Raw genomic sequence first — 23082 nt, forward strand, 5'->3', positions numbered from 1 at the left:
GCCGCCCGACGGCGAACGCGACAGCATGCCGATCCAGTAGAACAACGTGGCGAGCACGAACAGCGCGCTCATCCAGAGGATCGCCGATTGGCTCGACAGGAAGTACTTGAGCAGGAATGCGGTATCGGCCCGCGGCAATTCGCCGTGGTAGATGTCGATCGAGAGCAAGGCGAACACGGCAATGCCCGCCATCAGCAGCCGCGAAGGCTTCCAGCGCCAGCCCAGCGCAACAAGCGCCGGCACGGTCCCGAGCAGGACGGCCTTGTCGTAGTAGTTCATGTACGCGTGGTAGCGGGCGAGCGCAAAGCCTGCACCGGCAACGAGCGCGAGCGCGAACAGCCAGTCGAAGGCGCCAAGGCGCCGCAAAAACGGGCGTTCGTCGAAAAGGGCCGCGGCGCGATCCAGGTTCGCGGACGGACGGGAAACGTTTGTCAGATCCATGTTCTTACCGAATGTGATCGGGGGAGCCGGTGGCTTGCGCGGCGACGGTGTGCTCGCCAGACGCTGTGGCCTCTTGGGGGGGCGTGCCGAGCACGGCGCCGACGGCATCGCGCGTCTGCGCGAATTCCTTGTCGAAATCGAGCGTCTTGCGCGCCGTCGACATCGCCATCACGACCGTTGCACCGGTGGCGGCATCCTTGACCCAGAACCAAAGGCGTCGCTCGCGGACGTAAAACATCGACAGAATGCCGAGCACGAGCAACAAGCTGCCAACGTATACCACTTTCTTGCCGGGTGCGCGCGTCAGCTGAAACACCGACGCCTGCACCTGCTTGAACGAATCGAGCTGCAGGTAGACAGGCGAACCGTACAGGAAACTGTCGGACATCGCATTGATCGAGGTCTGCACGAAGCGGCTCGATTGTGCGTCGGCCTTGGCATCGGGTTCGCCGGCCTGCTCGCGCGCCAATTGCCACAGGTCCCAGCTCGCGCCTTCGAGCATGCGCAGCAGCAGCGACGCCGCCTTCTCCTGCTCGCCCTTGGGCACCGATCGGTCGATAAAGGTCGCAATCGCCTGGAAGCCGCCGACCGGCTGGCCCGCTTGCGGCTGCCCGTCGCTGTCGGCGGCGCCAGCGAAAAGGGTCAGCACGCGCGCCGCACTTTCCTCGAGGTGTTCGCGCAGCATCGCGTTCGTGTCGGCCACCGAGCGCTGGGCAAACCGATGCGCGGCCTGAGCACGCAGCGTCGGGTTCTCGAGTGCGGCGCGCAGCAGCATCCACTCCTTGACGGTGCCTTGGCTATCGGCCGGAATGCGCAGATAGCGGAACGGATCGTTCGGCGTCGTGCGCATGCCGGCGAGGAACAGCCGCTCGCCGTTCACGTCGACCGGCAACATGTAGTTGTTGAATTCGCGCGCTTGGCCATCGGTACCGCGCACCTTGTACTGCACGGACGGGCCGACGTTGCGCAGGTTCTGCGGATTGGACGTCTTGGCGCCCGAGCCGAGCCGTTCGTCGAAGGCTTCCTTGAGCGAGCGATGCGCCGCCACGCCGCGCGCGTCGTTCTCGCCGCTGCCGTTGGTGATGTTCTCGACGTTGATGGCGCGGAAATCGGCGAACTCGACGGTCTGCCCGGTCACGCCGGGCATCGAGGCGCCAAGCGGTGCCGAACTGCCGATCGCGCCGCCGAACGGTGCGGTCTTGGCACTGTCGCCGACCATCGGCCAGGCCGTCATCGACATTTGCGAGCCGCCGTCCTGGAAGCTCGACTGATAGATCGCCACGCCGTCGTACTCGAACGGCTTGTTGACTTCGACCCGTGCCGGAATGCGCGCCCCCGTCTTGTGATCGATGACGACGATATCGCTCGCGAACAGCTTCGGCATCCCGGTCGAGTAGTAATCGACGATGAACTTGTTCAGTTCGATCGAGAACGGCAGATCCTGAATCAGCGAGCCGTTCGGCTGATTCAGGATTGCCGTCGACACGTGCTGGCCTTCGGGCACCCACGCATAGCCGCGGAACGTCGGATTCGACTGCGACAGACGATGCTCGGGCGCAATGTCGTTGATGACGGCGCTGGTATTGATCGGCGATTTGCCGAACAACCACATCTGGAATTTGATCGGCAGATTGCTGTCCATGAGGCCGCCGATGCAGATCACGACGATCGCCAAGTGCGCAAAGATGTAGCCGATCTTGGTCAGGGCGCCGCGCTTGGCTGCGATCAGCGTGGCGCCGCCGGTCTCGCGCACGACGTAGCGATAGCCGAGCTTGCCCGAGAGTGCACCGAGCCGCGCCGCCACGTTCGCGCGCGAGTCACTGATCGCGTACTCGGCCTTGTGGTGAAACGCGCGCAGGCTGCCTTCGCGCACCTTGTCCTTCCAGCTCTTCATGTCGGCGATCATCTTCGGCGCGTTGCGCAGCACGCACAGCGAGATCGACACGATCAGAAAGCCGAGGATCAGCATGAACCACCACGCGCTGTACACGGTGTACAGGCTCAGCGCACGGAAGATATCGGCCCAGAACGGACCGAACTGATTGACGTAGTTGGGGTACGGGTCGTCTTGTGTGAGTACCGTGCCGACGATGCTCGCGATCGCCAGCACCACCAGCAGCGCGATCGCAAAGCGCATCGAGCTCAACAGCTCGACAGCGCTTCGCATGAACCGCTTGCCCGACTTCAACTCATAACCCGAGGTGGTGACGCTCATTCAAACTCCGACAGCAAAAAAGGGTGAGGGCCGCCGCTGATGGCGCGGCGCCCACACCCTTTTTTCTTGTTCTTGCCGGCCACGACAAAGGCCGGCGCTTTCCGTTCGACGTCGGCCGCTCAGTGCAGACCGGCGACGTAATCGGCGACCGCCTTGATTTCGCTATCAGACAGTCTCGCTGCGATCTGATGCATCGCATCGTTGTTGTTGCGCGCCCCCGGACCTTGCGAGAAGGCCGTCAGCTGCGCCACGGTGTAGTCCTGCCACTGCCCCGACAGCCGCGGATACTGGGATGGAATCCCCTGCCCCGTCGGGCCGTGACAGCTCGCGCACGCGGGCACGCCCTTGTCGGCAATGCCGCCGCGATAGATCTTCTGACCCATTGCCACGGTGCCGGCATTATGCGCGAAACCGGATTTCGGCGCCTGAGCCGCAAAGTAGGTCGCGACGTTGAGCATGTCCTGATCCGACAGCGCTCCGGCCATGCCCGCCATGACCGCATTGTTGCGGAGCGGCTTGGTCCCTGCCTGCGCCTTGAAATCCTTCAATTGCTTGAGCAGATATTCCGGTTGCTGCCCCGCAAGCTTCGGAAACGCGGCACTCGCACTATTGCCGTCAGCACCGTGGCAGGCAGCGCACACCTGCGTCGCGATCGCCTGCCCCCGGTTGATGTCCGGCTTCGGTGCATCCGCCGCTCTTGTCTGTGCCGCCAAACTCAACAAACCCGTTGCTACTACGACTTCAAGTACCTTCAAAGACTTGCACAGTCGATTCATTCGCACACCCGGTTTCGTCTTGTGAGAATTGGAGTGTCCCCGGCCCTCATCCAGCGAGAGCGCCCCGAAGGGCTGCGGAAAATCGCGGAGCGGCCCGGCGATTGCCCGAGAGGTTCTGCAAAAAACGACGGCGACCGACTTGCCGCTAAAGCCGTGGGACCATTTGCGCGAAGGCTCAAAGGACGCCCTCGACTGGTCTTCAGAAAACCGCCGTATTGTACAATAACCTGCTGATCTCCAAGACGCCAGTCGGGCAAGCCCCCGGCGCTCTCCCCCATCCGTCGGGCACTTCGCTCGCCCCTTCCTGATTCTCGACATGGCCTTCCTGCTGCACCAAGCCCGCTTCTACATCACGGTCAATCACCTGCGCGACCTGCCCGCCACCGTTCAGCCTGAAGTAGCCTTTGCCGGCCGCTCGAATGCGGGCAAATCCACGGCGATCAACGTGCTTTGCAACCAGAAGCGGCTCGCGTTCGCCAGTAAGACGCCCGGGCGTACCCAACATATCAACTACTTCAGCGTCGGGCCCGCCGACGAGCCGGCCGGCCACCTCGTCGACCTGCCCGGCTACGGCTACGCCGAAGTGCCCGGTGCCGCGAAGGCGCACTGGGAGGCGCTGCTCTCGGCCTATCTGGCGACGCGCCCGCAACTGCGCGGCATGATTCTCATGATGGACTCGCGCCGGCCGCTGACCGAGCTCGATCGACGCATGATCGAATGGTTCGCGCCGACCGGCAAACCGATCCATATGCTCCTGACAAAATGCGACAAATTGACGCGACAGGAAAGCATCAACGCGTTGCGCACGACACAAAAGCAATTGGCCGAATATCGGGACGCGGGCTATCAGGGTGAATTGACGACGCAGCTCTTTTCGGCGCTCAAGCGGACGGGGTTCGAAGAGGCCCATGAGGTCATCGAGCAATGGCTCGCAGGCCGAAACGACAAGGGTGAGGCGGCATGATGATTGCGTGCGCAACGTGTTTGCGCACGCAGACGATCGGGCGTCTCGCTCCCATTCAAGCAGTGCTCGGTCGCCATAAAAAAACCCGCCGAATGTCGGCGGGTTAAACAGCCTAATCGAAAAAACGACAGGCACCCGCTCAGGGAGGAGAAGCGGGGAGCTCAGCGCTAGGCGCTTCGCTCGATGGCTATCATATACCATTGAGACGCGAGTAAGCGCTTTAGAGCATACCGCCCTCCTATTGGGCCGCCGTCGACCAGCGTTGGCGCTTTAGCACTTACTCGGGTACTAGTTTTCACGCCCGGTAGAGCCGGGATTTCGTTAATTAATCCCACGCCGTTTACGACAAGATGAGTTTCTATCCGCATCATCGTCCGCGCCGCATGCGCCGGGACGACTTCTCTCGCCGCCTGATGCGCGAGAACGTATTGACGACGAACGATCTGATCTACCCCGTGTTCATCGTCGAAGGCACGAACATGCGTCAGCCGGTTGCGTCGATGCCCGGTGTGGAACGCGTGTCGGTCGATTTGTTGATGGGTGTAGCCGAGCAGTGCGTTGAGCTCGGCGTACCGGTCCTAGCACTGTTTCCGGCCATCGAGCCGGCACTCAAGACTCCCGACGGCCGTGAAGCGGCGAACCCGCAAGGCCTCATGCCGCGCGCGATTCGTGAGCTGAAATCGCGCTTCCCCGAGCTCGGTCTGCTCGCCGACGTGGCACTCGATCCGTACACGAGCCACGGGCAAGATGGCGTGCTCGACGAATCGGGCTACGTCATGAACGACGAGACGGTCGAAATCCTGATCGAACAGGCACGCACACAAACAGAAGCGGGCGTCGACATCGTCGCGCCGTCCGACATGATGGACGGCCGCATCGGCGCGGTGCGCGAAATGCTCGAGAGCGAAGGGCACATCCACACGCGCATCATGGCGTACGCGGCAAAGTATGCGTCGGCGTTCTACGGCCCGTTCCGCGATGCAGTGGGTTCGGCGGCGAACCTCGGCAAGAGCAACAAGATGACCTATCAGATGGACCCGGCCAATTCCGACGAGGCGCTTCGCGAAGTGCGTCTCGACATAGAGGAAGGCGCCGACATGGTGATGGTCAAGCCGGGCATGCCGTATCTCGACATCGTGCGGCGCGTGAAGGACGAATTCCGCTTCCCAACCTACGCATACCAAGTCAGCGGTGAGTACGCCATGCTCAAGGCCGCCGCGCAAAACGGCTGGCTCGACCACGACAAGGTCATGATGGAATCGCTGCTCGCCTTCAAGCGCGCAGGCGCCGACGGCGTACTGACCTACTTCGCGCTGGATGCGGCACGACTGCTGCGGACACAGCGATAACCGGCGGCGAATAGCTGGAAGCACGGACGGCGCGCCACGCGCCGTCCAGCGTCAGAACAGCCGGGGCGCCTCACGCGCCACTGGTAGGCGTGGCGATGCGATCGAGGCTGCGCAAAAACGTGTCGGCAGACTCATAGCCCACCACCCTTAGCACCTCATTGCCGCCGCGATCGAAGAAGATAATGCCCGGCGGGCCGAACAGCTTGAAGCGCTTGAGTAATGCCTGATCGTCCGAGTTATTGGCGGTCACGTCTGCGCGCAGCAGCTGCAACTGCGCCAGGCGGGCTTGCACCCGCGGATCGGCGAATGTGAAGCGCTCCATTTCCTTGCACGACACGCACCAATCGGCATAAAAGTCGAGCATGGCCGGCCGCGAACCCGTCTTTAACACTTGATCAAGTGTCGTGGACGAGTTCACGGGCGCAAATGCGGTCTTGTCTTCCTTCGCCGGCGATGCAACCTCGCCGGCTCCCGTGCGTGCCGCCAACACCGCGAGCGGCTTGAACGGATCGGCAGAGCCGGCCGCCAGCCCGACAATCAGCGCCGCCGCCCAGATCGCGAGCGCCGCGCCAACGCCACGACCAAGCTGGCGCCATATCGAGGTGCCAGCGGCGTGCGCCGAGAACAGGCCCAGCGTGGCCGCGGCAAGCAGCAACCATAACGCGCCGAGCAGCATTTGCGCCCCGGACGAGAGCACCGGCCAGACGATCCACAAAGCAGCCGCAAGCAACACGACGCCGAAGAACACCTTGATGCCATCCATCCAGGCACCGGCCTTCGGCAGGAACGTCCCGGCGCCGAACCCGACGATCAACAACGGTACGCCGAGCCCCATACCCATCGAAAAAAGTGCCACGCCACCCAGCACGGCGTTGCCGGTGTGGGCGATGAAGGCCAGCACGGCGAAAAGCGGCGCGGTCATGCACGCCCCGACGACGAGCGCCGACAGCGCACCCATGACCGCTACGGCAACGAACTTGCCCCCTTGCCGACGGCTCGACGCCAGCGACGCCCGCTCCTGCCAGCTCTGCGGCAATGCGAGGTCGACACCGGCGATCAGCGTGAACGCAAACGCAGTCAGCAGCAGCGCAAATACGCCGAGCACCCACGGATTCTGCAGCCAGGCACCGAGGCTCTGCCCCACGAGCGCGGCTGCCACGCCGAGCACCGTATAAACGAGTGCCATACCGACGACGTACGCGAGCGACAACGCGAAGCCACGCGCGTGCGTGACCCGCTTGCCCTCGCCGATGATGATGGCCGAAACGATCGGAATCATGGGGTACGAGCAGGGCAGCAAACTCAGCACGAGCCCCGCGACGAAATAAAGGCCGACGGTTGCAGCGAAGCTGCCCCCTTCGAGCAGCGACTGCGCGTAATCGGCACTTGTCGCCCGCTCGTACCAGGAAACGCGACTGGGTGCCGCGGCGGCGGCGCTCGGCGCTGTGCCCGCTGCTTGCAGCGCCTCGCCGTCGACGCGATAGACATGCTCGGCTGGCGGATAGCAGATGCCTGCGTCGGCGCAGCCCTGAGAGGTCACCGCGAGTTCGAACGGCCCGGCCGCATTCTTGACGGGGATCGCGACGGTCACGTCGTTGCGGTACGTCTCGACGTTCTTCTGAAACGTCTGATCGAATTTCACGTGACCGGGAGGCAGTTGCGGCGCGCCGAGCGTGGCCGTGCCGCTTTTCACCGCGAATGCAAAACGCTCGCGATAAAGGTAATAGCCGTCCGCGATCTTGAAATGCACGTCGACTTCGCCGGGATGCTGACTAGCGCTGAAACGAAACGCCACGGCCGGATCGAGAAAATCGTCAGCCCGTGCGGCACTCGACAGGCCAAGCGACACGCAGCTTGCTGCGACGACGATGAGGATAAGGCGCACGAAGTCGAGTGCGCGCGCACGAAGCGAATTAGACATGGGTTGGAGGATGTGTTTCCGCGGCGATCCACTGGCCGTACGAGGTGGAGGCACTCGCTTGCCACGACAGTATCTCGGGCGTCTCGTACGGGTGGTTCTCGACGATGAAGCGCTCGAGCTCCAGCGATCGCGCAGCACTGGTCTTGAACAGGAGCTGGATTTCCTCGGCCGACTCGATCTGGCCTTTCCAGCGATATCGGGAATGCACGGTCCCCAATTGCGACACGCAGGCGGCGAGCTGCGCTTGCAGCGCTCCGTCCACGAGCTTGTGCGCCGACGTCGAATCGGGCACCGTCGTCAGCATCAAAACGACAAGTTGGGATGACACGGCTTCTCCGGCAATGTTGCAGTCTGGCACTGCGTATCGTAACACCAGGCGGGAATTCACCGCGCCGCCCGCTATTGCTGGTGCGTACGGCACAAAACAAAAAGGGCCAAGCTCACGCTTGACCCTTCTTGTATCGGCGTTCTAACGCTTATTCAGCGTCTTGAACGTTTTCCGCTTCCACCGGCTCCGGACGATCGAGCAACTCGACCAGTGCCATCGGTGCGTTGTCGCCAACGCGGAAGCCGAACTTCAGGATGCGCAGGTAGCCGCCCGGACGGTTCGCGAAACGCGGACCGAGCACTTCGAACAGCTTGGTCACCGAGTCACGATCGCGCAGACGGTTGAACGCCAGACGACGGTTCGCGAGCGACGGCTTCTTGCCGAGCGTGATCAGCGGCTCGACGACTTTACGCAGTTCCTTCGCCTTCGGCAGCGTCGTCTTGATGACTTCGTGCTCGATCAGCGAGTTGGACATGTTGCGGAGCATTGCCAGACGGTGGCTGCTCGTGCGGTTCAGTTTCCGCAGGCCATGACGGTGACGCATTTCAGTTTCCTTGATTCAAAGTTTTGATCCAGCTCTTCTATCGCCCCCGGTTCGGCTATCGAACGATCGAGGTCACGGGCCGGTATGAAAAAAGACAAGACGCGGATTTTAAAGGAAAATCCGCGCCCTTGCCAGATGGGGCGACGCCCCGATTACTTGTCGAGACCAGCCGGCGGCCAGTTCTCGAGCTTCATGCCAAGCGTGAGGCCACGCGAAGCAAGCACTTCCTTGATCTCGTTGAGCGACTTGCGACCGAGGTTCGGCGTCTTCAGCAGCTCGTTTTCCGTGCGCTGGATCAGATCGCCGATGTAGTAGATGTTCTCGGCCTTCAAGCAGTTCGCGGAGCGAACCGTCAGTTCGAGATCGTCCACCGGACGCAGCAGGATCGGATCGATCTGCGGCGCGCGCGACGGTGCTTCAGCAGCGGCTTCCGTGCCTTCCAGCGCAGCGAACACTGCGAGCTGGTCGACGAGGATGCGTGCCGATTGACGAATCGCTTCCTCGGGCGAGATCACGCCGTTGGTCTCGATGTTCATCACGAGCTTGTCGAGGTCGGTACGCTGTTCAACACGCGCACTTTCAACGGCGTAGCTCACGCGGCGAACCGGCGAGAACGACGCGTCGAGCACGATACGGCCGATGATCTTGGCCGTCTCTTCGCCGTAGCGACGCACGTTGCCCGGCACATAGCCACGGCCCTTTTCGACCTTGATCTGCACGTCGAGCTTGCCGCCCTTCGACAGATGCGCGACCACGTGATCAGGGTTGATGACTTCACAATCGTGCGGCAGCTCGATGTCACGTGCCGTGACAACACCTTCGCCTTCCTTGCGCAGCGTCACCGTGACTTCATCACGGTTGTGCAGCTTGAACACCACGCCCTTCAGGTTCAACAGCAGATTGACGACGTCCTCTTGCACACCATCGAGCGTCGAGTACTCGTGCACGACGCCTGCGATCGTCACTTCGGTCGGGGCATAGCCGACCATCGACGACAGCAGCACGCGCCGAAGCGCGTTGCCCAAAGTGTGGCCGTAACCGCGTTCGAACGGTTCCATGACCACTTTCGCGTGGCTCTCGCCCAGCGATTCCACTGCGATGATCTTGGGCTTCAACAAACTGGTTTGCATAGGTTTTCCTTTTCAATACCCTCGGCTCGTTACACCGATAAGGCTGACCGGTAACAACCTGAAAATAAACAGCCGAGGTGCCCCCTTGCGTAACGCAATCGAGGTACCCCGGCCGTAAATTCGATTAGCGCGAATACAATTCGACGATCAGGCTTTCGTTAATGTCGCCAGCGATGTCGCTGCGCTCCGGCATTTGCTTGAACGTGCCTTCGAACTTTTTCGCGTCCACGGCAACCCAGCTCGGCATGCCGCCTTGCTCAGCCAGCGACAGCGATTCGAGAATCCGCGCTTGCTTCTTGGATTGTTCGCGCACAGCGACCACGTCGCCTGCCTTCACTTGCATCGACGGAACGTTCGCAACTTGACCGTTCAGCGTGATTGCCTTGTGGCTCACGAGCTGGCGCGCTTCAGCGCGGGTCGAGCCGAAGCCCATGCGGTACACGACGTTGTCCAGACGCGATTCGAGCAATTGCAGCAGGTTTTCACCCGTATTGCCCTTGCGACGATCCGCTTCAGCGAAGTAGCGGCGGAACTGGCGCTCGAGCACGCCGTAGATGCGCTTCACTTTTTGCTTTTCGCGCAGCTGCGTGCCGTAGTCGGACGTACGTGCGCCCGAGGTGCGACCATGCTGGCCGGGCTTGCTGTCGAGCTTGCACTTGTCGGCCAACGAGCGACGTGCGCTCTTCAGGAAGAGATCGGTGCCTTCACGGCGGGACAGCTTGGCCTTAGGGCCGGTATAGCGTGCCACTTTGCATTCCTTCTATGTTTAATCACGCAGACTTTCGTCCGCGCTAGTCCGTACCCTGAGGGCCGAACGGTGGGCTTAGTCAATCAATGCACAAATAGCCTGTTGGCGCGTCATGCGCCAACAGGCAATATCTAAGCGCTCGTCTTAGATACGACGACGCTTCGGCGGACGGCAGCCGTTGTGCGGAACGGGCGTCACGTCGGAGATCGTGGTGATCTTGATACCAAGACCATGCAACGCGCGCACCGCCGATTCGCGACCCGGGCCGGGGCCCTTGATTCGCACTTCGAGGTTCTTCACGCCGTATTCCATCGCCACACGGCCAGCCGACTCAGCGGCAACCTGCGCTGCGAAAGGCGTCGACTTGCGCGAGCCCTTGAAGCCCTGGCCGCCCGACGTCGCCCATGCCAGTGCATTGCCTTGGCGATCGGTGATCGTGATGATGGTGTTGTTGAACGACGCGTGAACGTGAACCACGCCCTCGGCGACGTTCTTCTTGACCTTCTTGCGAACGCGTTGCGCCGCGGTGTTGTTCGAAGCCTTAGCCATTACGATTTCCTGTAACTGTCAGACGCGCTTACTTCTTCAGCGAAGCCGCGGCACGGCGCGGACCCTTACGCGTACGCGCGTTCGTGCGAGTACGCTGGCCACGCAGGGGCAAGCCCTTACGGTGACGGACGCCACGGTAGCAACCGAGGTCCATCAGACGCTTGATGTTCATCGTCACTTCACGGCGCAGATCGCCTTCGACGACAAACTTGCCAACTTCTTCACGCAGCTTTTCGAGATCCAAGTCGGTCAGATCCTTGACCTTCTTCGTGGTGTCGACACCTGCCGCGCCGCAGATCTGGCGCGAGCGCGTACGACCGATACCAAAGATCGCCGTCAGGCCGATCACGGCATGCTGGTGGTTCGGGATGTTCACCCCTGCAATACGAGCCATTGTTTTTCCTCAAACAAAAAGCGCAAGCAAAAGCGCGGCGGTTAGCCTTGACGCTGTTTGTGGCGCGGATCAGAGCTGCAAATCACGCGCACAACGCCTTTGCGCTTGATGATCTTGCAATTGCGGCAAATGCGCTTAACCGATGCCATCACTTTCATGATATTACCCTTTTTTCAAATCACTTCGCCCGGAACACGATCCGCGCACGCGACAGATCGTAAGGCGTCAATTCAACCGTCACCTTGTCGCCAGGCAGGATGCGGATGTAGTGCATGCGCATCTTCCCAGAAATATGCCCCAACACGACATGACCGTTTTCCAGCTTCACGCGGAAGGTAGCATTAGGCAGGTTTTCGATGACCTCACCCTGCATCTGGATTACATCGTCTTTGGCCATAAGTCCTTTCAACGCATCGGGATGTTGCTGCCCTTGAAGTTCGCCTTCTTGAGCAACGACTCATACTGTTGCGACATCACGTACGACTGCACCTGCGCCATGAAATCCATCGTGACGACGACAATGATCAGCAGCGACGTTCCGCCGAAATAAAACGGCACGTTCCAGCGCAGCACCAAGAACTCGGGCAACAAGCAAACGAACACGATATAGATCGCACCGGCCAGCGTCAGACGCGTGAGGATGCGGTCGATGTAACGTGCCGTCTGGTCACCCGGGCGAATGCCGGGAACAAAAGCACCGCTCTTCTTCAGGTTGTCGGCCGTTTCCCTGCTGTTGAACACCAGTGCGGTGTAGAAGAAGCAGAAGAACACGATCGCCAACGCGTACAGCACCACGTACACCGGCTGACCAGGCTTCAGTGCATCCGCCACGTTGTGCAGCGTGTTGGCCATCCAGCTGTCATGCGAACCCGAGCTGAACCAGTTCAGGATCGTTGCCGGGAACAGGATGATCGACGATGCGAAGATCGGCGGAATCACGCCCGACATATTCAGCTTGAGCGGCAGATGCGACGACTGCCCGCCGTAAATCTTGTTGCCGACCTGGCGCTTCGCGTAGTTCACGAGAATCTTGCGTTGACCGCGCTCGATGAACACCACCAGGTAGGTCACCGCAGCGATCAGCGCGACCACGACGATCGCGGAGAACGGCCCCATCGAGCCAGTTTGCACCAACGACACCAAGCCGCCGATCGCATTCGGGAAACCTGCTGCGATCCCGCCGAAAATGATGATCGAGATGCCATTGCCGAGACCGCGTTCCGTGATCTGCTCGCCGAGCCACATCAGGAACATCGTACCCGTCACGAGCGTCACGACCGTCGTCAGGCGGAACACCATGCCCGGATCGATCACGAGGCCCGGCTGATTCTCAAGCGCAACGGCAATGCCGAACGCCTGAAACGTCGCCAACAAGACCGTGAACACGCGTGTGTACTGCGTGATCTTCCGCTGCCCGGCCTGCCCTTCCTTCTTCAGCGCTTCCAGCTGCGGCGAGACGATCGCCAGCAACTGCATGATGATCGAGGAGGAGATATACGGCATGATCCCCAACGCGAAAATCGTGAATCGCGAAAGCGCGCCACCCGAGAACATGTTGAACATGCCAAGGATGCCGCCCGACTGGCTCTGGAACAGCTTCGCCAACTGGTCCGGGTCGATACCCGGCACCGGGATGTGCGCACCGATGCGATAGACGACCAGCGCCAGCAGCAGGAACACTGCACGCCGACGCAGGTCGCCGAACTTCGATGTGCTTCGACCGGTTTTTGCGAGACTCGGGCTGTTAGCCAAGTACCTTCTCCGATGCAAATGCCATTGTCAGCAATCTGCTTCTCACGCAACCAAAAGCCAATTACTCGGCAAACGAGCCGCCGGCTGCTTCGATCGCTGCACGCGCGCCTTTCGTTGCGCCCAGGCCCTTCACGACGATCTTGCGCGTGATTTCGCCCGTTGCAATGATCTTCGCGCTCTTCGTCAGTTCACCGACGAGGCCCGCTTGCTTCAGCGCGAGCAGATCGATTTCGTCGACCGGCAGCGCTTGCAGATCCGAGAGACGCACTTCGCCGACGAATTCCTTCGTGAGCGACGTGAAGCCACGCTTCGGCAGACGACGTTGCAGGGGCATCTGACCGCCTTCGAAGCCGACTTTGTGGAAGCCGCCCGAACGCGATTTTTGACCCTTGTGACCACGGCCCGCGGTCTTGCCGAGGCCGGAGCCGATACCGCGGCCGACGCGACGCTTAGCGTGCTTCGCGCCTTCCGCCGGCTTCAGGTTATTCAATTCCATATTCAACTCCTCGAGTCCCAGATCAGCGTTTAGCCGATGACCTTAACAAGGTACGAAACCTTGTTGATCATGCCGCGCACGGCGGGCGTGTCTTGCAGCTCGCTGACCGAGTTGAGTCGGCGCAGGCCCAGGCCACGCACCGTGGCACGGTGCGTTTCGCGGGTCCCAATCAGGCTCTTGACGAGCTGAACTTTGACTGTTTTTTCAGACATGGTGACCACCTAGGCATTAGCCCAAAATTTCTTCGACCGACTTGCCGCGCTTCGCAGCGATATCTGCCGGCGTGGACTGCTTACGCAGGCCGTCGAGCGTGGCGCGAACGAGGTTATAGGGGTTCGTCGAACCGTGGCTCTTCGCCACGACGTTCTGCACACCCATCACGTCGAACACAGCGCGCATCGGGCCACCGGCGATCACGCCGGTACCGTCCTTCGCCGGAGCGAGCAGAACTGCCGATGCGCCATGCTTGCCGTGCACTTCGTGCTGCAGCGTGCCGTTCTTCAACGGCACCTTGAACATGTTGCGACGAGCTTGCTCCATCGCCTTCTGAACAGCAACGGGCACTTCCTTAGCCTTGCCCTTGCCCATGCCGATGCGGCCGTCACCGTCGCCAACCACGGTCAGTGCGGCGAAGCCGAGAATACGGCCACCCTTCACAACCTTGGTCACTCGGTTGACCGAGATCATCTTTTCACGAAGGCCGTCGTCGCGTTCGTCAGCCTGAACTTTCGCTTGCATCTTTGCCATGACGAATTCCTTCCTTAGAACTTGAGCCCGGCTTCGCGCGCCGCGTCAGCCAGCGCTTTCACGCGGCCATGGTAGCGGAAACCCGAGCGGTCAAAGGCGACGGATTCGACGCCGGCGGCCTTGGCCTTCTCGGCGATACGCTTGCCGATCAGGGTTGCAGCGGCGATGTTGCCGCCCTTGCCCGACGCGTCGGCCAGTTGAGCGCGCACTTCCGCTTCGAGCGTCGACGCGCTGGCGAGCACCTTGGTACCGCAGGGCGAGAACACTTGCGCATAGATGTGCGTGTTCGTGCGATGCACAGCAAGGCGCGCGACCTGCAATTCGGCGATCTTGATACGCGTCTGACGAGCGCGGCGCAGGCGAGATTGAGTCTTATCCATGATTGCGCACCCTTACTTCTTCTTCGTTTCTTTGAGGATCACAACCTCGTCGGCGTAGCGCACACCCTTGCCCTTGTAGGGCTCAGGCGGACGATAGCCGCGCACTTCGGCTGCGACTTGGCCGACTTTCTGCTTGTCGATCCCCTTGATCACGATTTCCGTTTGCGACGGGGTTTCTGCCTTCACGCCTTCCGGCATCTGGTGCACCACGGGGTGCGAGAAACCCAGCGACAGGTTCAGCTTGTCGCCTTGCGCTTGTGCACGATAGCCCACGCCAACGAGCGTCAGCTTGCGTTCAAAACCCTTCGTCGCGCCATGCACCATGTTCGCGACGATCGCGCGCATCGTGCCCGACATTGCGTTAGCCTCGCGGCTTTCGCCGACCGGCTCGAACTTCAGGAAGCCGCCATCGACGACGACCTTCACGAGCGCGTTCAGGCGCTGCGAGATCGTGCCGAGCGCGCCCTTCACGGTGATGAAGTCGTCGCTGAGCTTCACTTCGGCGCCGTTGAGGGCAACCGGGCTCTTACCTACTCGAGACATGTTCCTCTCTCCTTTCGGCGTTAAGCGACGTAGCAGATGACTTCGCCGCCAACGCCATTCGCGCGGGCCTTGCGATCGGTCATCACACCCTTGGGCGTCGAAACGATCGCCACGCCGAGGCCGTTCATGACCTGCGGGATGTCGTTACGACCACGGTACACGCGCAGACCAGGCTTCGAGACGCGCTCGAGGCGCTCGATGACCGGACGGCCAGCGTAGTACTTCAACGCGATGTTGAGTTCCGACTTCGCGCCTTCCGACTTCACAGCGAAGCCGTCGATATAGCCTTCGTCCTTCAGGACTTGGGCAATCGCAATCTTCACCTTCGACGAGGGCATCGCCACCGAAACCTTCTCGACCATCTGCGCATTGCGGATGCGAGTCAGCATATCGGCGATAGGATCACTCATGCTCATTTATGTTTCTCCTATTACCAGCTCGCCTTGGTCAGGCCAGGGATCTCGCCGCGGAATGCGATTTCACGAATCTTGTTACGCGCCAAGCCGAATTTGCGGAACGTGCCACGCGGACGACCCGTGATCGCGCAGCGATTGCGCTTGCGCGTAGGGTTCGAGTTGCGGGGCAGTTGTTGCAGTTCGAGGCGTGCTGCGTAGCGCTCTTCTTCCGACTTGCTTTGGTCGTCGATGATCGCCTTCAGCGCTTCGCGCTTCGGTGCGAACTTCGCCGCAAGGCGGGCGCGCTTCTTTTCACGTTCGATCAGTGCCAGTTTAGCCACGGTAACCTCAGTTTCTGAACGGGAACTTGAAGCTGGCGAGCAGTGCCTTGGCTTCTTCGTCGGTCTTCGCGGTCGTCGTGATGCTGATGTTCAGCCCACGCAGCGCGTCGATCTTGTCGTAGTCGATTTCGGGGAAAATGATCTGCTCTTTCACACCGATGTTGTAGTTGCCGCGACCGTCGAATGCACGACCGGACACACCACGGAAGTCGCGCACGCGGGGCAGCGCCACCGTCACGAAACGATCGAGGAATTCGTACATCGCCTGACCGCGCAGCGTGACCATCGCACCAATCGGATAGCCTTGACGGATCTTGAAGCCGGCGATTGCCTTACGTGCCTTCGTCACGACGGGCTTTTGACCAGCGATCTTCGTCAGGTCGCCAACGGCGTTTTCGATGATCTTCTTGTCGGCCACCGCTTCGCCAAGCCCCATGTTCAGGGTGATCTTGGTGATGCGCGGGACTTCCATCACGGACTTGTAACCGAACTTCTCGATGAGACCGGGTACAACCTTCTCTTTGTAGAACTCTTGCAAACGAGCCATTTTTATACTCCGCAGCGTCAGGCGCTCAGCACGGCACCGGTCGTCTTCAGGAAGCGCACTTTCTCGCCGCCTTCGACCTTGATGCCCACGCGCGACGCCTTACCGTTCGCATCGACGAGCGCGACATTCGAAATGTGCAACGGCATCGTCTTGGCTTCCACACCGCCCGTCGTACCCTTCATCGGGTTCGGCTTCACGTGCTTCTTGACGAGATTGATGCCTTCCACCGTCACGCGATCTTCGCCGACAGCCAGCACCACGCCGCGCTTGCCCTTATCCTTACCGGTAGTGACGATAACTTCGTCACCCTTGCGAATCTTGTTCATCGCGGCTCCTTACAGCACTTCCGGCGCAAGCGAAACGATCTTCATGAATCGTTCGCTACGCAGCTCACGCGTGACCGGCCCGAAAATACGGGTGCCGATAGGCTCGAGCTTGGTATTCAAAAGCACGGCGGCGTTGCCATCGAACTTGATCAGCGAGCCGTCTTGACGGCGCACGCCCTTGGCGGTGCGAACCACCACGGCGTTATAGATTTCGCCTTTCTTCACGCGCCCGCGCGGCGTTGCCTCTTTGACACTCACCTTGATGATGTCGCCGATGTTGGCATAACGACGCTTCGAGCCGCCGAGCACCTTGATGCACATGACTTCACGTGCACCCGTGTTATCGGCCACTTCAAGCCGAGATTCGGTCTGGATCATGGTTTATCTTTCCCAACTTAATCCGCCTGCACCACCATGGTTCAGTCGGTCAGTCTTGGTCCCGTCAGCCAATCGGCTGCTTGGGTTAGAACAGCAGCGACGGCAACGAAACCGCCATCGCATTCTGGTGAATCCTTCGGAATGGCTGGCGCCCTTCCGCTTCCCATCCAGTTTGCTCGCGACGGAGCTCCCATAAAGAGGGAAGACCGAGATTATAACAAATAATCTCGGTCTTGCAAGTGAAATCTATCGAGATTTCAACAGCTTCTACTGCTACTGCGGTACCGCTTAGATCACGCGAGCGGCTTCGACGAGGCGGGACACGGTCCAGGCTTTCGTCTTCGAGATCGGACGGGTTTCCTGAATCTCGACGAGATCACCTTCGTTGTACGTGTTCGCGTCATCATGCGCGTGGTACTTCTTCGAGCGCACGACGTACTTACCGTAGATCGGGTGCTTCACGCGGTGCTCGACCAGCACGGTAACCGTCTTGTCCATCTTGTTGCTGACGACCTTGCCGACCAGCGTCCGCTTGAGCGAGGTTTTCACGCTATCGTTCATTTCTGGTTCGCCTTCTCAGTCAGGACGGTCCGCACACGTGCGATGTCGCGACGAACCTTCTTCAGCTGGCTCGTGTTCGTGAGCTGCTGAGTCGCGAGTTGCATGCGCAGGCCGAATTGCGCTTTCAACAGGTCCGTCAGCTCCTTGTTGAGCGCGGCCGCGTCTTTCTGGTGAAGTTCGGAAGCCTTCATCATTTACTCCTTAGGCGCCAAGCTGACGAACGATGAACGTCGTCTTCAGCGGCAGCTTCGCTGCGGCCAGACGGAACGCTTCGCGTGCCAGCTCTTCGGTTACGCCGTCCATTTCGTACAGCATCTTGCCCGGCTGGATCTCGGCGACGTAGTACTCAGGGTTACCCTTACCGTTACCCATCCGTACTTCAGCCGGCTTTTGCGAGATCGGCTTGTCCGGGAAAATGCGAATCCAGATGCGGCCGCCACGCTTGATGTGACGCGTCATTGCACGACGCGCCGCTTCGATTTGACGCGCGGTCAGACGGCCGCGACCGATAGCCTTCAGGCCGAACTCACCGAACGAAACGGCGTTGCCGCGCGTTGCGATACCGGTGTTACGACCTTTCTGCTCTTTGCGATACTTCCTGCGTTTCGGTTGCAGCATCGTTATTCTCCAGTCTTACCGTCTTCCGGCTTGCCGGCAGCACCACGACGCGGTGCGCCACGGCGGGCACCTGCGGGTGCGCCACCTTCACCGTCACGGCGCGGACGACGATCGCCCGGACGTGCGTTGCGGCGCGGACGCTTTTCTTCGACAGTCTCTTCGACGACCGGTGCATCGTTGCGGCCCAGGGTGTCGCCCTTATAGACCCACACCTTTACGCCGATGATGCCGTACGTCGTCTTCGCTTCCGACGTTGCGTAATCGATGTCCGCACGCAGCGTGTGCAGCGGCACGCGGCCTTCGCGATACCACTCGGTACGAGCGATTTCGATGCCGTTCAGACGGCCGGCGCTCATGATCTTGATGCCTTGGGCACCAAGACGCATCGCGTTTTGCATCGCACGCTTCATCGCGCGACGGAACATGATCCGGCGCTCGAGCTGTTGCGTGATCGAATCAGCGATCAGTTGCGCATCGGTTTCCGGCTTGCGGATTTCTTCGATGTTGACGTGAACCGGAACGCCCATGCGACGTTGCAGCTCCGACTTCAACTGTTCGATGTCTTCGCCCTTCTTACCGATGACGACGCCAGGACGCGAGCTGAAAATCGTGATGCGCGCGTTCTTCGCCGGACGCTCGATGATGACGCGACCAACCGAAGCGTTCTTGAGCTTCTTCTTCAGGTACTCACGAACACCGATGTCTTCCTGCAACATCGCCGCGAAATTGTTGTTGCTCGCGTACCAACGCGACGCCCAATTGCGGCTGACGGCCAAACGGAAGCCAGTCGGATGAATTTTCTGTCCCATCGTATGACCCCTTAATTCCCGACCGTCACAGTGATGTGACAGGATTGCTTCTCGATGCGGTTACCGCGGCCCTTGGCGCGCGCGGTGAAACGCTTGAGCGAAGCGGCCTTGTCGACGTAGATGCTCTTGATCTTGAGCTCGTCGATGTCAGCGCCTTCGTTGTGCTCCGCATTCGCAATCGCCGACAGCACGACCTTCTTCACGATGCCAGCAGCCTTCTTCGGCGAGAACGTCAGGACGTTCAGCGCCTTGTCGACCGGCAAACCGCGGATCTGGTCAGCCACCAGGCGCGTTTTCTGCGCCGAGATGCGGGCACCGCGATGAATTGCTTTCACTTCCATCTTGATTGCCCCTTATTTCTTGGCCTTCTTGTCGGCCGCGTGACCCTTGAACGTACGGGTCAGTGCGAACTCGCCAAGCTTGTGGCCGACCATGTTTTCCGAGACGTACACCGGAACGTGTTGACGGCCGTTGTGAACGGCGATCGTCAGGCCGATGAAATCCGGCAGGATCGTCGAACGACGCGACCAGGTCTTGATCGGCTTCTTGTCGCGCGAAGCTGCAGCTGCCTCAACCTTCTTCAGCAAATGGGCGTCGCAGAACGGACCTTTTTTAACAGAACGTGCCATTGCCTACTCCTTAACGCTTGTGACGGCGCTGGACGATCATCGTCGTCGTGCGCTTGTTGCGACGAGTGCGATAGCCCTTCGTCTGCTGACCCCACGGGCTCACCGGATGGCGACCTGCAGCAGTACGGCCTTCACCACCACCGTGCGGGTGGTCGACCGGGTTCATCGCCACGCCACGCACCGTCGGACGGATACCGCGCCAGCGGTTCGCGCCAGCCTTACCGATTTGGCGCAGGCTGTGCTCTTCGTTGCCCACTTCGCCGATCGTCGCGCGGCACTCGATATGCACGCGGCGGATTTCGCCCGAACGCAGGCGAACCTGCGCGTACGTGCCTTCACGTGCCAGCAGCATCGCCGAGGTGCCAGCCGAACGCGCCATTTGCGCGCCCTTGCCCGGCAGCATCTCGATGCAGTGGATCGTCGTACCGACCGGGATGTTGCGGATCGGCAGCGTGTTGCCCGCACGAATCGGCGCTTCAGGGCCCGACATCAGTTGTTGACCAACCGTCATGCCCTTCGACGCGATGATGTAGCGACGTTCGCCGTCTGCGTACAGCACGAGCGCGATGTTCGCGCTACGGTTCGGGTCGTACTCGAGACGCTCGACCTTGGCCGGAATGCCGTCCTTCGTGCGACGGAAATCGATCACGCGGTAGTGTTGCTTGTGACCGCCACCTTGATGGCGCGTCGTGATGTGGCCGTTGTTGTTACGGCCGGCAGCCTTGCTCTGCGTTTCGAGCAGCGCCGCGTGCGGCTTGCCCTTGTGCAGATCCTTGTTGACCACCTTGACCATCGCGCGGCGACCCGGCGAGGTCGGCTTAACTTTCACGATTGCCATGATTACTTGGCCTCCGCTTCAAAGTTGATTTCCTGGCCGGGCTTCAGGCAGACGTATGCCTTCCTCACGTCCTTACGGCGACCCATGAAACGGCCGAAGCGCTTGGCTTTGCCCTTCACGTTCAGCACGTTGACGGAGTCGACTTCCACCTTGAACAGCAGCTCGACGGCGGCCTTCACTTCCTGCTTCGTAGCGTCGGGAGCGACTTCGAACACGACTTGCTCGTTCTTGTCGGCTACCAGGGTCGCCTTTTCGGAGATCACCGGCGCGAGCAGGACCTGCATCAAACGATGATCGTTTTTGCGAATCTCGCTCATGACAGCAACTCCTCGATCTGAGCGACCGCAGCCTTCGTGATCAACACTTTCTTGAAGAAGATCAGCGACAGCGGGTCGGCATAACGCGGCTCGACAACCGCCACGTGGGCCAGGTTGCGCGACGCGAGGTACAGGTTCTCGTCGACCGTGTCGGTGATGATCAGCACGGACTCGAGGCCCATGGCCTTGAATTTTTCAGCCAGCAGCTTGGTCTTCGGCGCTTCGAGAACGATGTCCTCGACGACCGACAGACGGCCTTCGCGAGCCAACTGCGAGAAGATCGAGCAGAGGCCTGCGCGATGCATCTTCTTGTTGACCTTGTGCGAGAAGTTTTCTTCGGGCGAGTTCGGGAAAATCCGACCACCGCCACGCCACAACGGGCTCGACGACATACCGGCGCGGGCGCGACCCGTGCCCTTTTGACGCCACGGCTTCTTCGTCGTGTGCTTGACTTGCTCGCGGTCCTTCTGCGCGCGGTTACCGCTACGCGCATTGGCTTGATAAGCCACGACGACCTGGTGGATCAGCGCTTCGTTGTAGTCGCGACCGAACACGACATCCGAAGCGTTAACGCCAGCGCCTTCCTGACCATTTGCATTCAGGAGCTTCAGTTCCATTATTTCGCTCCCTTCACGGCACGCGTCTTCACAGCCGGCGTCACGAAAACTTTGCCGCCCTTTGCACCCGGCACTGCACCCTTCACGAGCAGCAGCTTGCGGTCCGCATCGATGCGGGCGATTTCGAGGTTTTGCACCGTAACCGTCTCGTCACCCATGTGACCGGTCATGCGCTTACCCGGGAACACGCGACCCGGATCTTGCGCCATACCGATCGAACCCGGCACGTTGTGCGAACGCGAGTTACCGTGCGAGGCACGGCCCGAGCTGAAGTTGTAACGCTTGATGGTACCGGCGTAGCCCTTACCGATCGACACGCCTTGCACGTCGATCTTCTGGCCCACTTCGAAGATATCAACACCGACTGCGGCGCCGGGCGTGAGCTCGGCTGCCTTGGCGGCATCAATCTTGAATTCCTTGAGAATTTCACCGGCTTGAACACCGGCTTTGGCGAGGTGACCTGCCAACGGCTTTGTCACGCGCGATGCGCGACGCTCGCCGAATGCCACTTGAACGGCGATATAACCATCCGTTTCAACGGTCTTGATCTGCGTCACGCGGTTGTCGGACACGTCCAGCACGGTGACGGGAATCGAATCCCCTTCAGCCGTGAAGATACGGGTCATGCCAACCTTGCGACCTACGAGTCCAAGGCTCATCGTTTTCTCCATTCCCGACTGCGATTGGCCGGGGCTAATTTACAAAATGCCGGTGCCTACGGATCCCGCTGCGGAGCTACTCGCCCGCTGCCAAACCCCACCGACTTTTTACGCAAATACGCGAAAAGCCTTGCATTATAGCGAGGCCTTCCGTTTTTCGCAAGCAATCAAAGACTTACCGCCGCCGGCCGCGCCAGGTGGCGGAGCAAACCTTATTGCAGCTTGATCTCGACGTCGACGCCAGCCGGCAGATCGAGCTTCATCAGCGCGTCAACCGTCTTGTCCGTCGGATCGACGATGTCCATCAGACGCTGGTGCGTGCGGATCTCGAGCTGATCGCGCGACGTCTTGTTGACGTGCGGCGAACGCAGGATGTCGAAACGTTGGATGCGGGTCGGCAGGGGCACCGGACCACGGACGATCGCGCCAGTCCGCTTTGCCGTGTCGACGATTTCAGCTGCCGACTGGTCGATCAGGCGGTAGTCGAAAGCCTTCAGGCGGATGCGGATTTTCTGGTTTTGCATGACGATTCCTTGGAAAGAGCGAGGCGGTCTTGCACCGCCGAGCGAATAAAGAACGTGAGGCCGGCCACTAACCCGAAGGGCAAGTGCCCGGCCCCGGGCACTACTTGTTGCGTACTGCTAAACCAGCGATTTTACTCGATGATCTTCGCGACGACACCTGCGCCGACGGTACGGCCACCTTCGCGGATGGCGAAGCGCAGACCTTCTTCCATGGCGATCGGGGCGATCAGCTTGACCGTGATCGAC

The 23082-nt window shown here is 60.6% G+C and carries 36 protein-coding genes and 1 pseudogene; 2 read left to right on the plus strand and 35 right to left on the minus strand.

What is annotated here, in order from left to right; genetic code table 11:
• From D7S89_RS26530 to D7S89_RS26540, 3 genes and pseudogenes are all read right to left on the minus strand, one after another.
• Nucleotides 1-441 (minus strand): annotated as a pseudogene (locus D7S89_RS26530) (c-type cytochrome biogenesis protein CcsB); the annotation flags it as partial.
• Between the two features lie 4 nt (nucleotides 442-445).
• Nucleotides 446-2656 (minus strand): cytochrome c biogenesis protein ResB, encoded by a 2211-nt coding sequence (locus D7S89_RS26535; RefSeq protein ID WP_121281860.1) that lies wholly within the window; start codon nucleotides 2654-2656, stop codon nucleotides 446-448.
• A 119-nt stretch (nucleotides 2657-2775) separates the two neighbouring features.
• A complete protein-coding gene (locus tag D7S89_RS26540; protein WP_121281861.1) occupies nucleotides 2776-3432 on the minus strand; it encodes a c-type cytochrome in 657 nt (218 codons plus the stop codon).
• Between the two features lie 316 nt (nucleotides 3433-3748).
• Here D7S89_RS26540 and yihA point away from each other — a divergent pair, with 316 nt between their 5' ends.
• Entirely contained in the window at nucleotides 3749-4396 is a 648-nt protein-coding gene (yihA, locus tag D7S89_RS26545) for a ribosome biogenesis GTP-binding protein YihA/YsxC (RefSeq protein WP_121281862.1), read from the plus strand.
• Nucleotides 4397-4746: 350 nt separating this feature from the next.
• Nucleotides 4747-5745 carry a porphobilinogen synthase gene (hemB, locus tag D7S89_RS26550; RefSeq protein ID WP_121281863.1) on the plus strand — a complete coding sequence of 333 codons (999 nt, stop codon included), beginning with the start codon at nucleotides 4747-4749 and terminating at the stop codon, nucleotides 5743-5745.
• A gap of 70 nt (nucleotides 5746-5815) precedes the next feature.
• Here hemB and dsbD read toward each other — a convergent pair whose 3' ends face one another.
• The 32 genes from dsbD to D7S89_RS26710 form a co-directional block, all read right to left on the minus strand.
• Nucleotides 5816-7666 (minus strand): protein-disulfide reductase DsbD, encoded by a 1851-nt coding sequence (gene dsbD / locus D7S89_RS26555; RefSeq protein WP_121281864.1) that lies wholly within the window; start codon nucleotides 7664-7666, stop codon nucleotides 5816-5818.
• Nucleotides 7659-7970 (minus strand): divalent-cation tolerance protein CutA, encoded by a 312-nt coding sequence (gene cutA / locus D7S89_RS26560; protein WP_121281865.1) that lies wholly within the window; start codon nucleotides 7968-7970, stop codon nucleotides 7659-7661. Before cutA ends, dsbD begins: the two co-directional genes overlap by 8 nt.
• 172 nt (nucleotides 7971-8142) lie before the next feature.
• Nucleotides 8143-8538 (minus strand): 50S ribosomal protein L17, encoded by a 396-nt coding sequence (gene rplQ, locus D7S89_RS26565; protein ID WP_121281866.1) that lies wholly within the window; start codon nucleotides 8536-8538, stop codon nucleotides 8143-8145.
• A gap of 152 nt (nucleotides 8539-8690) precedes the next feature.
• Complete coding sequence (locus tag D7S89_RS26570; RefSeq protein ID WP_121281867.1) at nucleotides 8691-9668, minus strand: DNA-directed RNA polymerase subunit alpha; 978 nt, start codon at nucleotides 9666-9668, stop codon at nucleotides 8691-8693.
• Between the two features lie 124 nt (nucleotides 9669-9792).
• Complete coding sequence (gene rpsD, locus D7S89_RS26575) at nucleotides 9793-10416, minus strand: 30S ribosomal protein S4 (protein WP_121281868.1); 624 nt, start codon at nucleotides 10414-10416, stop codon at nucleotides 9793-9795.
• Nucleotides 10417-10560: 144 nt separating this feature from the next.
• Entirely contained in the window at nucleotides 10561-10965 is a 405-nt protein-coding gene (gene rpsK / locus D7S89_RS26580) for a 30S ribosomal protein S11 (RefSeq protein WP_121281869.1), read from the minus strand.
• Nucleotides 10966-10993: 28 nt separating this feature from the next.
• On the minus strand, nucleotides 10994-11359 hold the full coding sequence (rpsM, locus tag D7S89_RS26585) for a 30S ribosomal protein S13 (protein WP_121281870.1): 366 nt from the start codon (nucleotides 11357-11359) through the stop codon (nucleotides 10994-10996).
• A gap of 41 nt (nucleotides 11360-11400) precedes the next feature.
• Complete coding sequence (gene rpmJ / locus D7S89_RS26590) at nucleotides 11401-11517, minus strand: 50S ribosomal protein L36 (protein WP_004199844.1); 117 nt, start codon at nucleotides 11515-11517, stop codon at nucleotides 11401-11403.
• Between the two features lie 20 nt (nucleotides 11518-11537).
• The gene (gene infA, locus D7S89_RS26595; RefSeq protein ID WP_004521905.1) at nucleotides 11538-11756 is read right to left on the minus strand and encodes a translation initiation factor IF-1; all 219 of its coding nucleotides are present in this window, start codon (nucleotides 11754-11756) and stop codon (nucleotides 11538-11540) included.
• A gap of 8 nt (nucleotides 11757-11764) precedes the next feature.
• Nucleotides 11765-13111 carry a preprotein translocase subunit SecY gene (gene secY, locus D7S89_RS26600; RefSeq protein ID WP_121281871.1) on the minus strand — a complete coding sequence of 449 codons (1347 nt, stop codon included), beginning with the start codon at nucleotides 13109-13111 and terminating at the stop codon, nucleotides 11765-11767.
• Nucleotides 13112-13172: 61 nt separating this feature from the next.
• A complete protein-coding gene (rplO, locus tag D7S89_RS26605; protein WP_121281872.1) occupies nucleotides 13173-13607 on the minus strand; it encodes a 50S ribosomal protein L15 in 435 nt (144 codons plus the stop codon).
• A 29-nt stretch (nucleotides 13608-13636) separates the two neighbouring features.
• The gene (gene rpmD / locus D7S89_RS26610; RefSeq protein WP_010106952.1) at nucleotides 13637-13819 is read right to left on the minus strand and encodes a 50S ribosomal protein L30; all 183 of its coding nucleotides are present in this window, start codon (nucleotides 13817-13819) and stop codon (nucleotides 13637-13639) included.
• Nucleotides 13820-13835: 16 nt separating this feature from the next.
• The gene (gene rpsE / locus D7S89_RS26615; RefSeq protein ID WP_010092941.1) at nucleotides 13836-14354 is read right to left on the minus strand and encodes a 30S ribosomal protein S5; all 519 of its coding nucleotides are present in this window, start codon (nucleotides 14352-14354) and stop codon (nucleotides 13836-13838) included.
• 14 nt (nucleotides 14355-14368) lie between these two features.
• Complete coding sequence (gene rplR / locus D7S89_RS26620; RefSeq protein ID WP_121281873.1) at nucleotides 14369-14734, minus strand: 50S ribosomal protein L18; 366 nt, start codon at nucleotides 14732-14734, stop codon at nucleotides 14369-14371.
• Nucleotides 14735-14746: 12 nt separating this feature from the next.
• The gene (gene rplF / locus D7S89_RS26625; protein ID WP_121281874.1) at nucleotides 14747-15277 is read right to left on the minus strand and encodes a 50S ribosomal protein L6; all 531 of its coding nucleotides are present in this window, start codon (nucleotides 15275-15277) and stop codon (nucleotides 14747-14749) included.
• A gap of 20 nt (nucleotides 15278-15297) precedes the next feature.
• Complete coding sequence (gene rpsH / locus D7S89_RS26630) at nucleotides 15298-15693, minus strand: 30S ribosomal protein S8 (RefSeq protein ID WP_121281875.1); 396 nt, start codon at nucleotides 15691-15693, stop codon at nucleotides 15298-15300.
• A gap of 14 nt (nucleotides 15694-15707) precedes the next feature.
• The gene (rpsN, locus tag D7S89_RS26635; RefSeq protein ID WP_121281876.1) at nucleotides 15708-16013 is read right to left on the minus strand and encodes a 30S ribosomal protein S14; all 306 of its coding nucleotides are present in this window, start codon (nucleotides 16011-16013) and stop codon (nucleotides 15708-15710) included.
• A gap of 7 nt (nucleotides 16014-16020) precedes the next feature.
• Complete coding sequence (rplE, locus tag D7S89_RS26640; protein WP_102645114.1) at nucleotides 16021-16560, minus strand: 50S ribosomal protein L5; 540 nt, start codon at nucleotides 16558-16560, stop codon at nucleotides 16021-16023.
• 17 nt (nucleotides 16561-16577) lie between these two features.
• The gene (gene rplX, locus D7S89_RS26645) at nucleotides 16578-16886 is read right to left on the minus strand and encodes a 50S ribosomal protein L24 (protein WP_121281877.1); all 309 of its coding nucleotides are present in this window, start codon (nucleotides 16884-16886) and stop codon (nucleotides 16578-16580) included.
• 9 nt (nucleotides 16887-16895) lie between these two features.
• The gene (rplN, locus tag D7S89_RS26650) at nucleotides 16896-17264 is read right to left on the minus strand and encodes a 50S ribosomal protein L14 (RefSeq protein WP_102645112.1); all 369 of its coding nucleotides are present in this window, start codon (nucleotides 17262-17264) and stop codon (nucleotides 16896-16898) included.
• Between the two features lie 288 nt (nucleotides 17265-17552).
• Entirely contained in the window at nucleotides 17553-17825 is a 273-nt protein-coding gene (gene rpsQ / locus D7S89_RS26655) for a 30S ribosomal protein S17 (protein ID WP_102611090.1), read from the minus strand.
• Entirely contained in the window at nucleotides 17822-18016 is a 195-nt protein-coding gene (gene rpmC / locus D7S89_RS26660; protein WP_121281883.1) for a 50S ribosomal protein L29, read from the minus strand. The genes rpsQ and rpmC overlap by 4 nt, the downstream gene beginning before the upstream one ends.
• 10 nt (nucleotides 18017-18026) lie before the next feature.
• Nucleotides 18027-18443 (minus strand): 50S ribosomal protein L16, encoded by a 417-nt coding sequence (gene rplP, locus D7S89_RS26665; protein ID WP_121281878.1) that lies wholly within the window; start codon nucleotides 18441-18443, stop codon nucleotides 18027-18029.
• Between the two features lie 2 nt (nucleotides 18444-18445).
• Nucleotides 18446-19252 carry a 30S ribosomal protein S3 gene (gene rpsC, locus D7S89_RS26670; RefSeq protein ID WP_121281879.1) on the minus strand — a complete coding sequence of 269 codons (807 nt, stop codon included), beginning with the start codon at nucleotides 19250-19252 and terminating at the stop codon, nucleotides 18446-18448.
• Between the two features lie 11 nt (nucleotides 19253-19263).
• Complete coding sequence (rplV, locus tag D7S89_RS26675) at nucleotides 19264-19593, minus strand: 50S ribosomal protein L22 (protein ID WP_004199272.1); 330 nt, start codon at nucleotides 19591-19593, stop codon at nucleotides 19264-19266.
• A 12-nt stretch (nucleotides 19594-19605) separates the two neighbouring features.
• A complete protein-coding gene (rpsS, locus tag D7S89_RS26680; protein WP_035554748.1) occupies nucleotides 19606-19881 on the minus strand; it encodes a 30S ribosomal protein S19 in 276 nt (91 codons plus the stop codon).
• A gap of 10 nt (nucleotides 19882-19891) precedes the next feature.
• Entirely contained in the window at nucleotides 19892-20719 is an 828-nt protein-coding gene (gene rplB / locus D7S89_RS26685; protein ID WP_121281880.1) for a 50S ribosomal protein L2, read from the minus strand.
• Between the two features lie 2 nt (nucleotides 20720-20721).
• A complete protein-coding gene (gene rplW / locus D7S89_RS26690) occupies nucleotides 20722-21036 on the minus strand; it encodes a 50S ribosomal protein L23 (RefSeq protein ID WP_121281881.1) in 315 nt (104 codons plus the stop codon).
• Nucleotides 21033-21653 carry a 50S ribosomal protein L4 gene (rplD, locus tag D7S89_RS26695; protein ID WP_121281882.1) on the minus strand — a complete coding sequence of 207 codons (621 nt, stop codon included), beginning with the start codon at nucleotides 21651-21653 and terminating at the stop codon, nucleotides 21033-21035. Before rplD ends, rplW begins: the two co-directional genes overlap by 4 nt.
• Nucleotides 21653-22312, minus strand: coding sequence for a 50S ribosomal protein L3 (gene rplC / locus D7S89_RS26700; protein WP_121281884.1), 660 nt, complete (start codon nucleotides 22310-22312; stop codon nucleotides 21653-21655). The genes rplD and rplC overlap by 1 nt, the downstream gene beginning before the upstream one ends.
• A 212-nt stretch (nucleotides 22313-22524) precedes the next feature.
• Nucleotides 22525-22836, minus strand: coding sequence for a 30S ribosomal protein S10 (gene rpsJ, locus D7S89_RS26705; RefSeq protein ID WP_006998489.1), 312 nt, complete (start codon nucleotides 22834-22836; stop codon nucleotides 22525-22527).
• Between the two features lie 131 nt (nucleotides 22837-22967).
• Nucleotides 22968-23082 (minus strand): EF-Tu C-terminal domain-related protein (locus D7S89_RS26710; protein ID WP_481967033.1); only part of this gene is annotated, 115 nt, incomplete at its 5' end.

Source organism: Trinickia fusca (assembly GCF_003628145.1).
GTDB classification, from domain to species: Bacteria; Pseudomonadota; Gammaproteobacteria; order Burkholderiales; family Burkholderiaceae; genus Trinickia; species Trinickia fusca.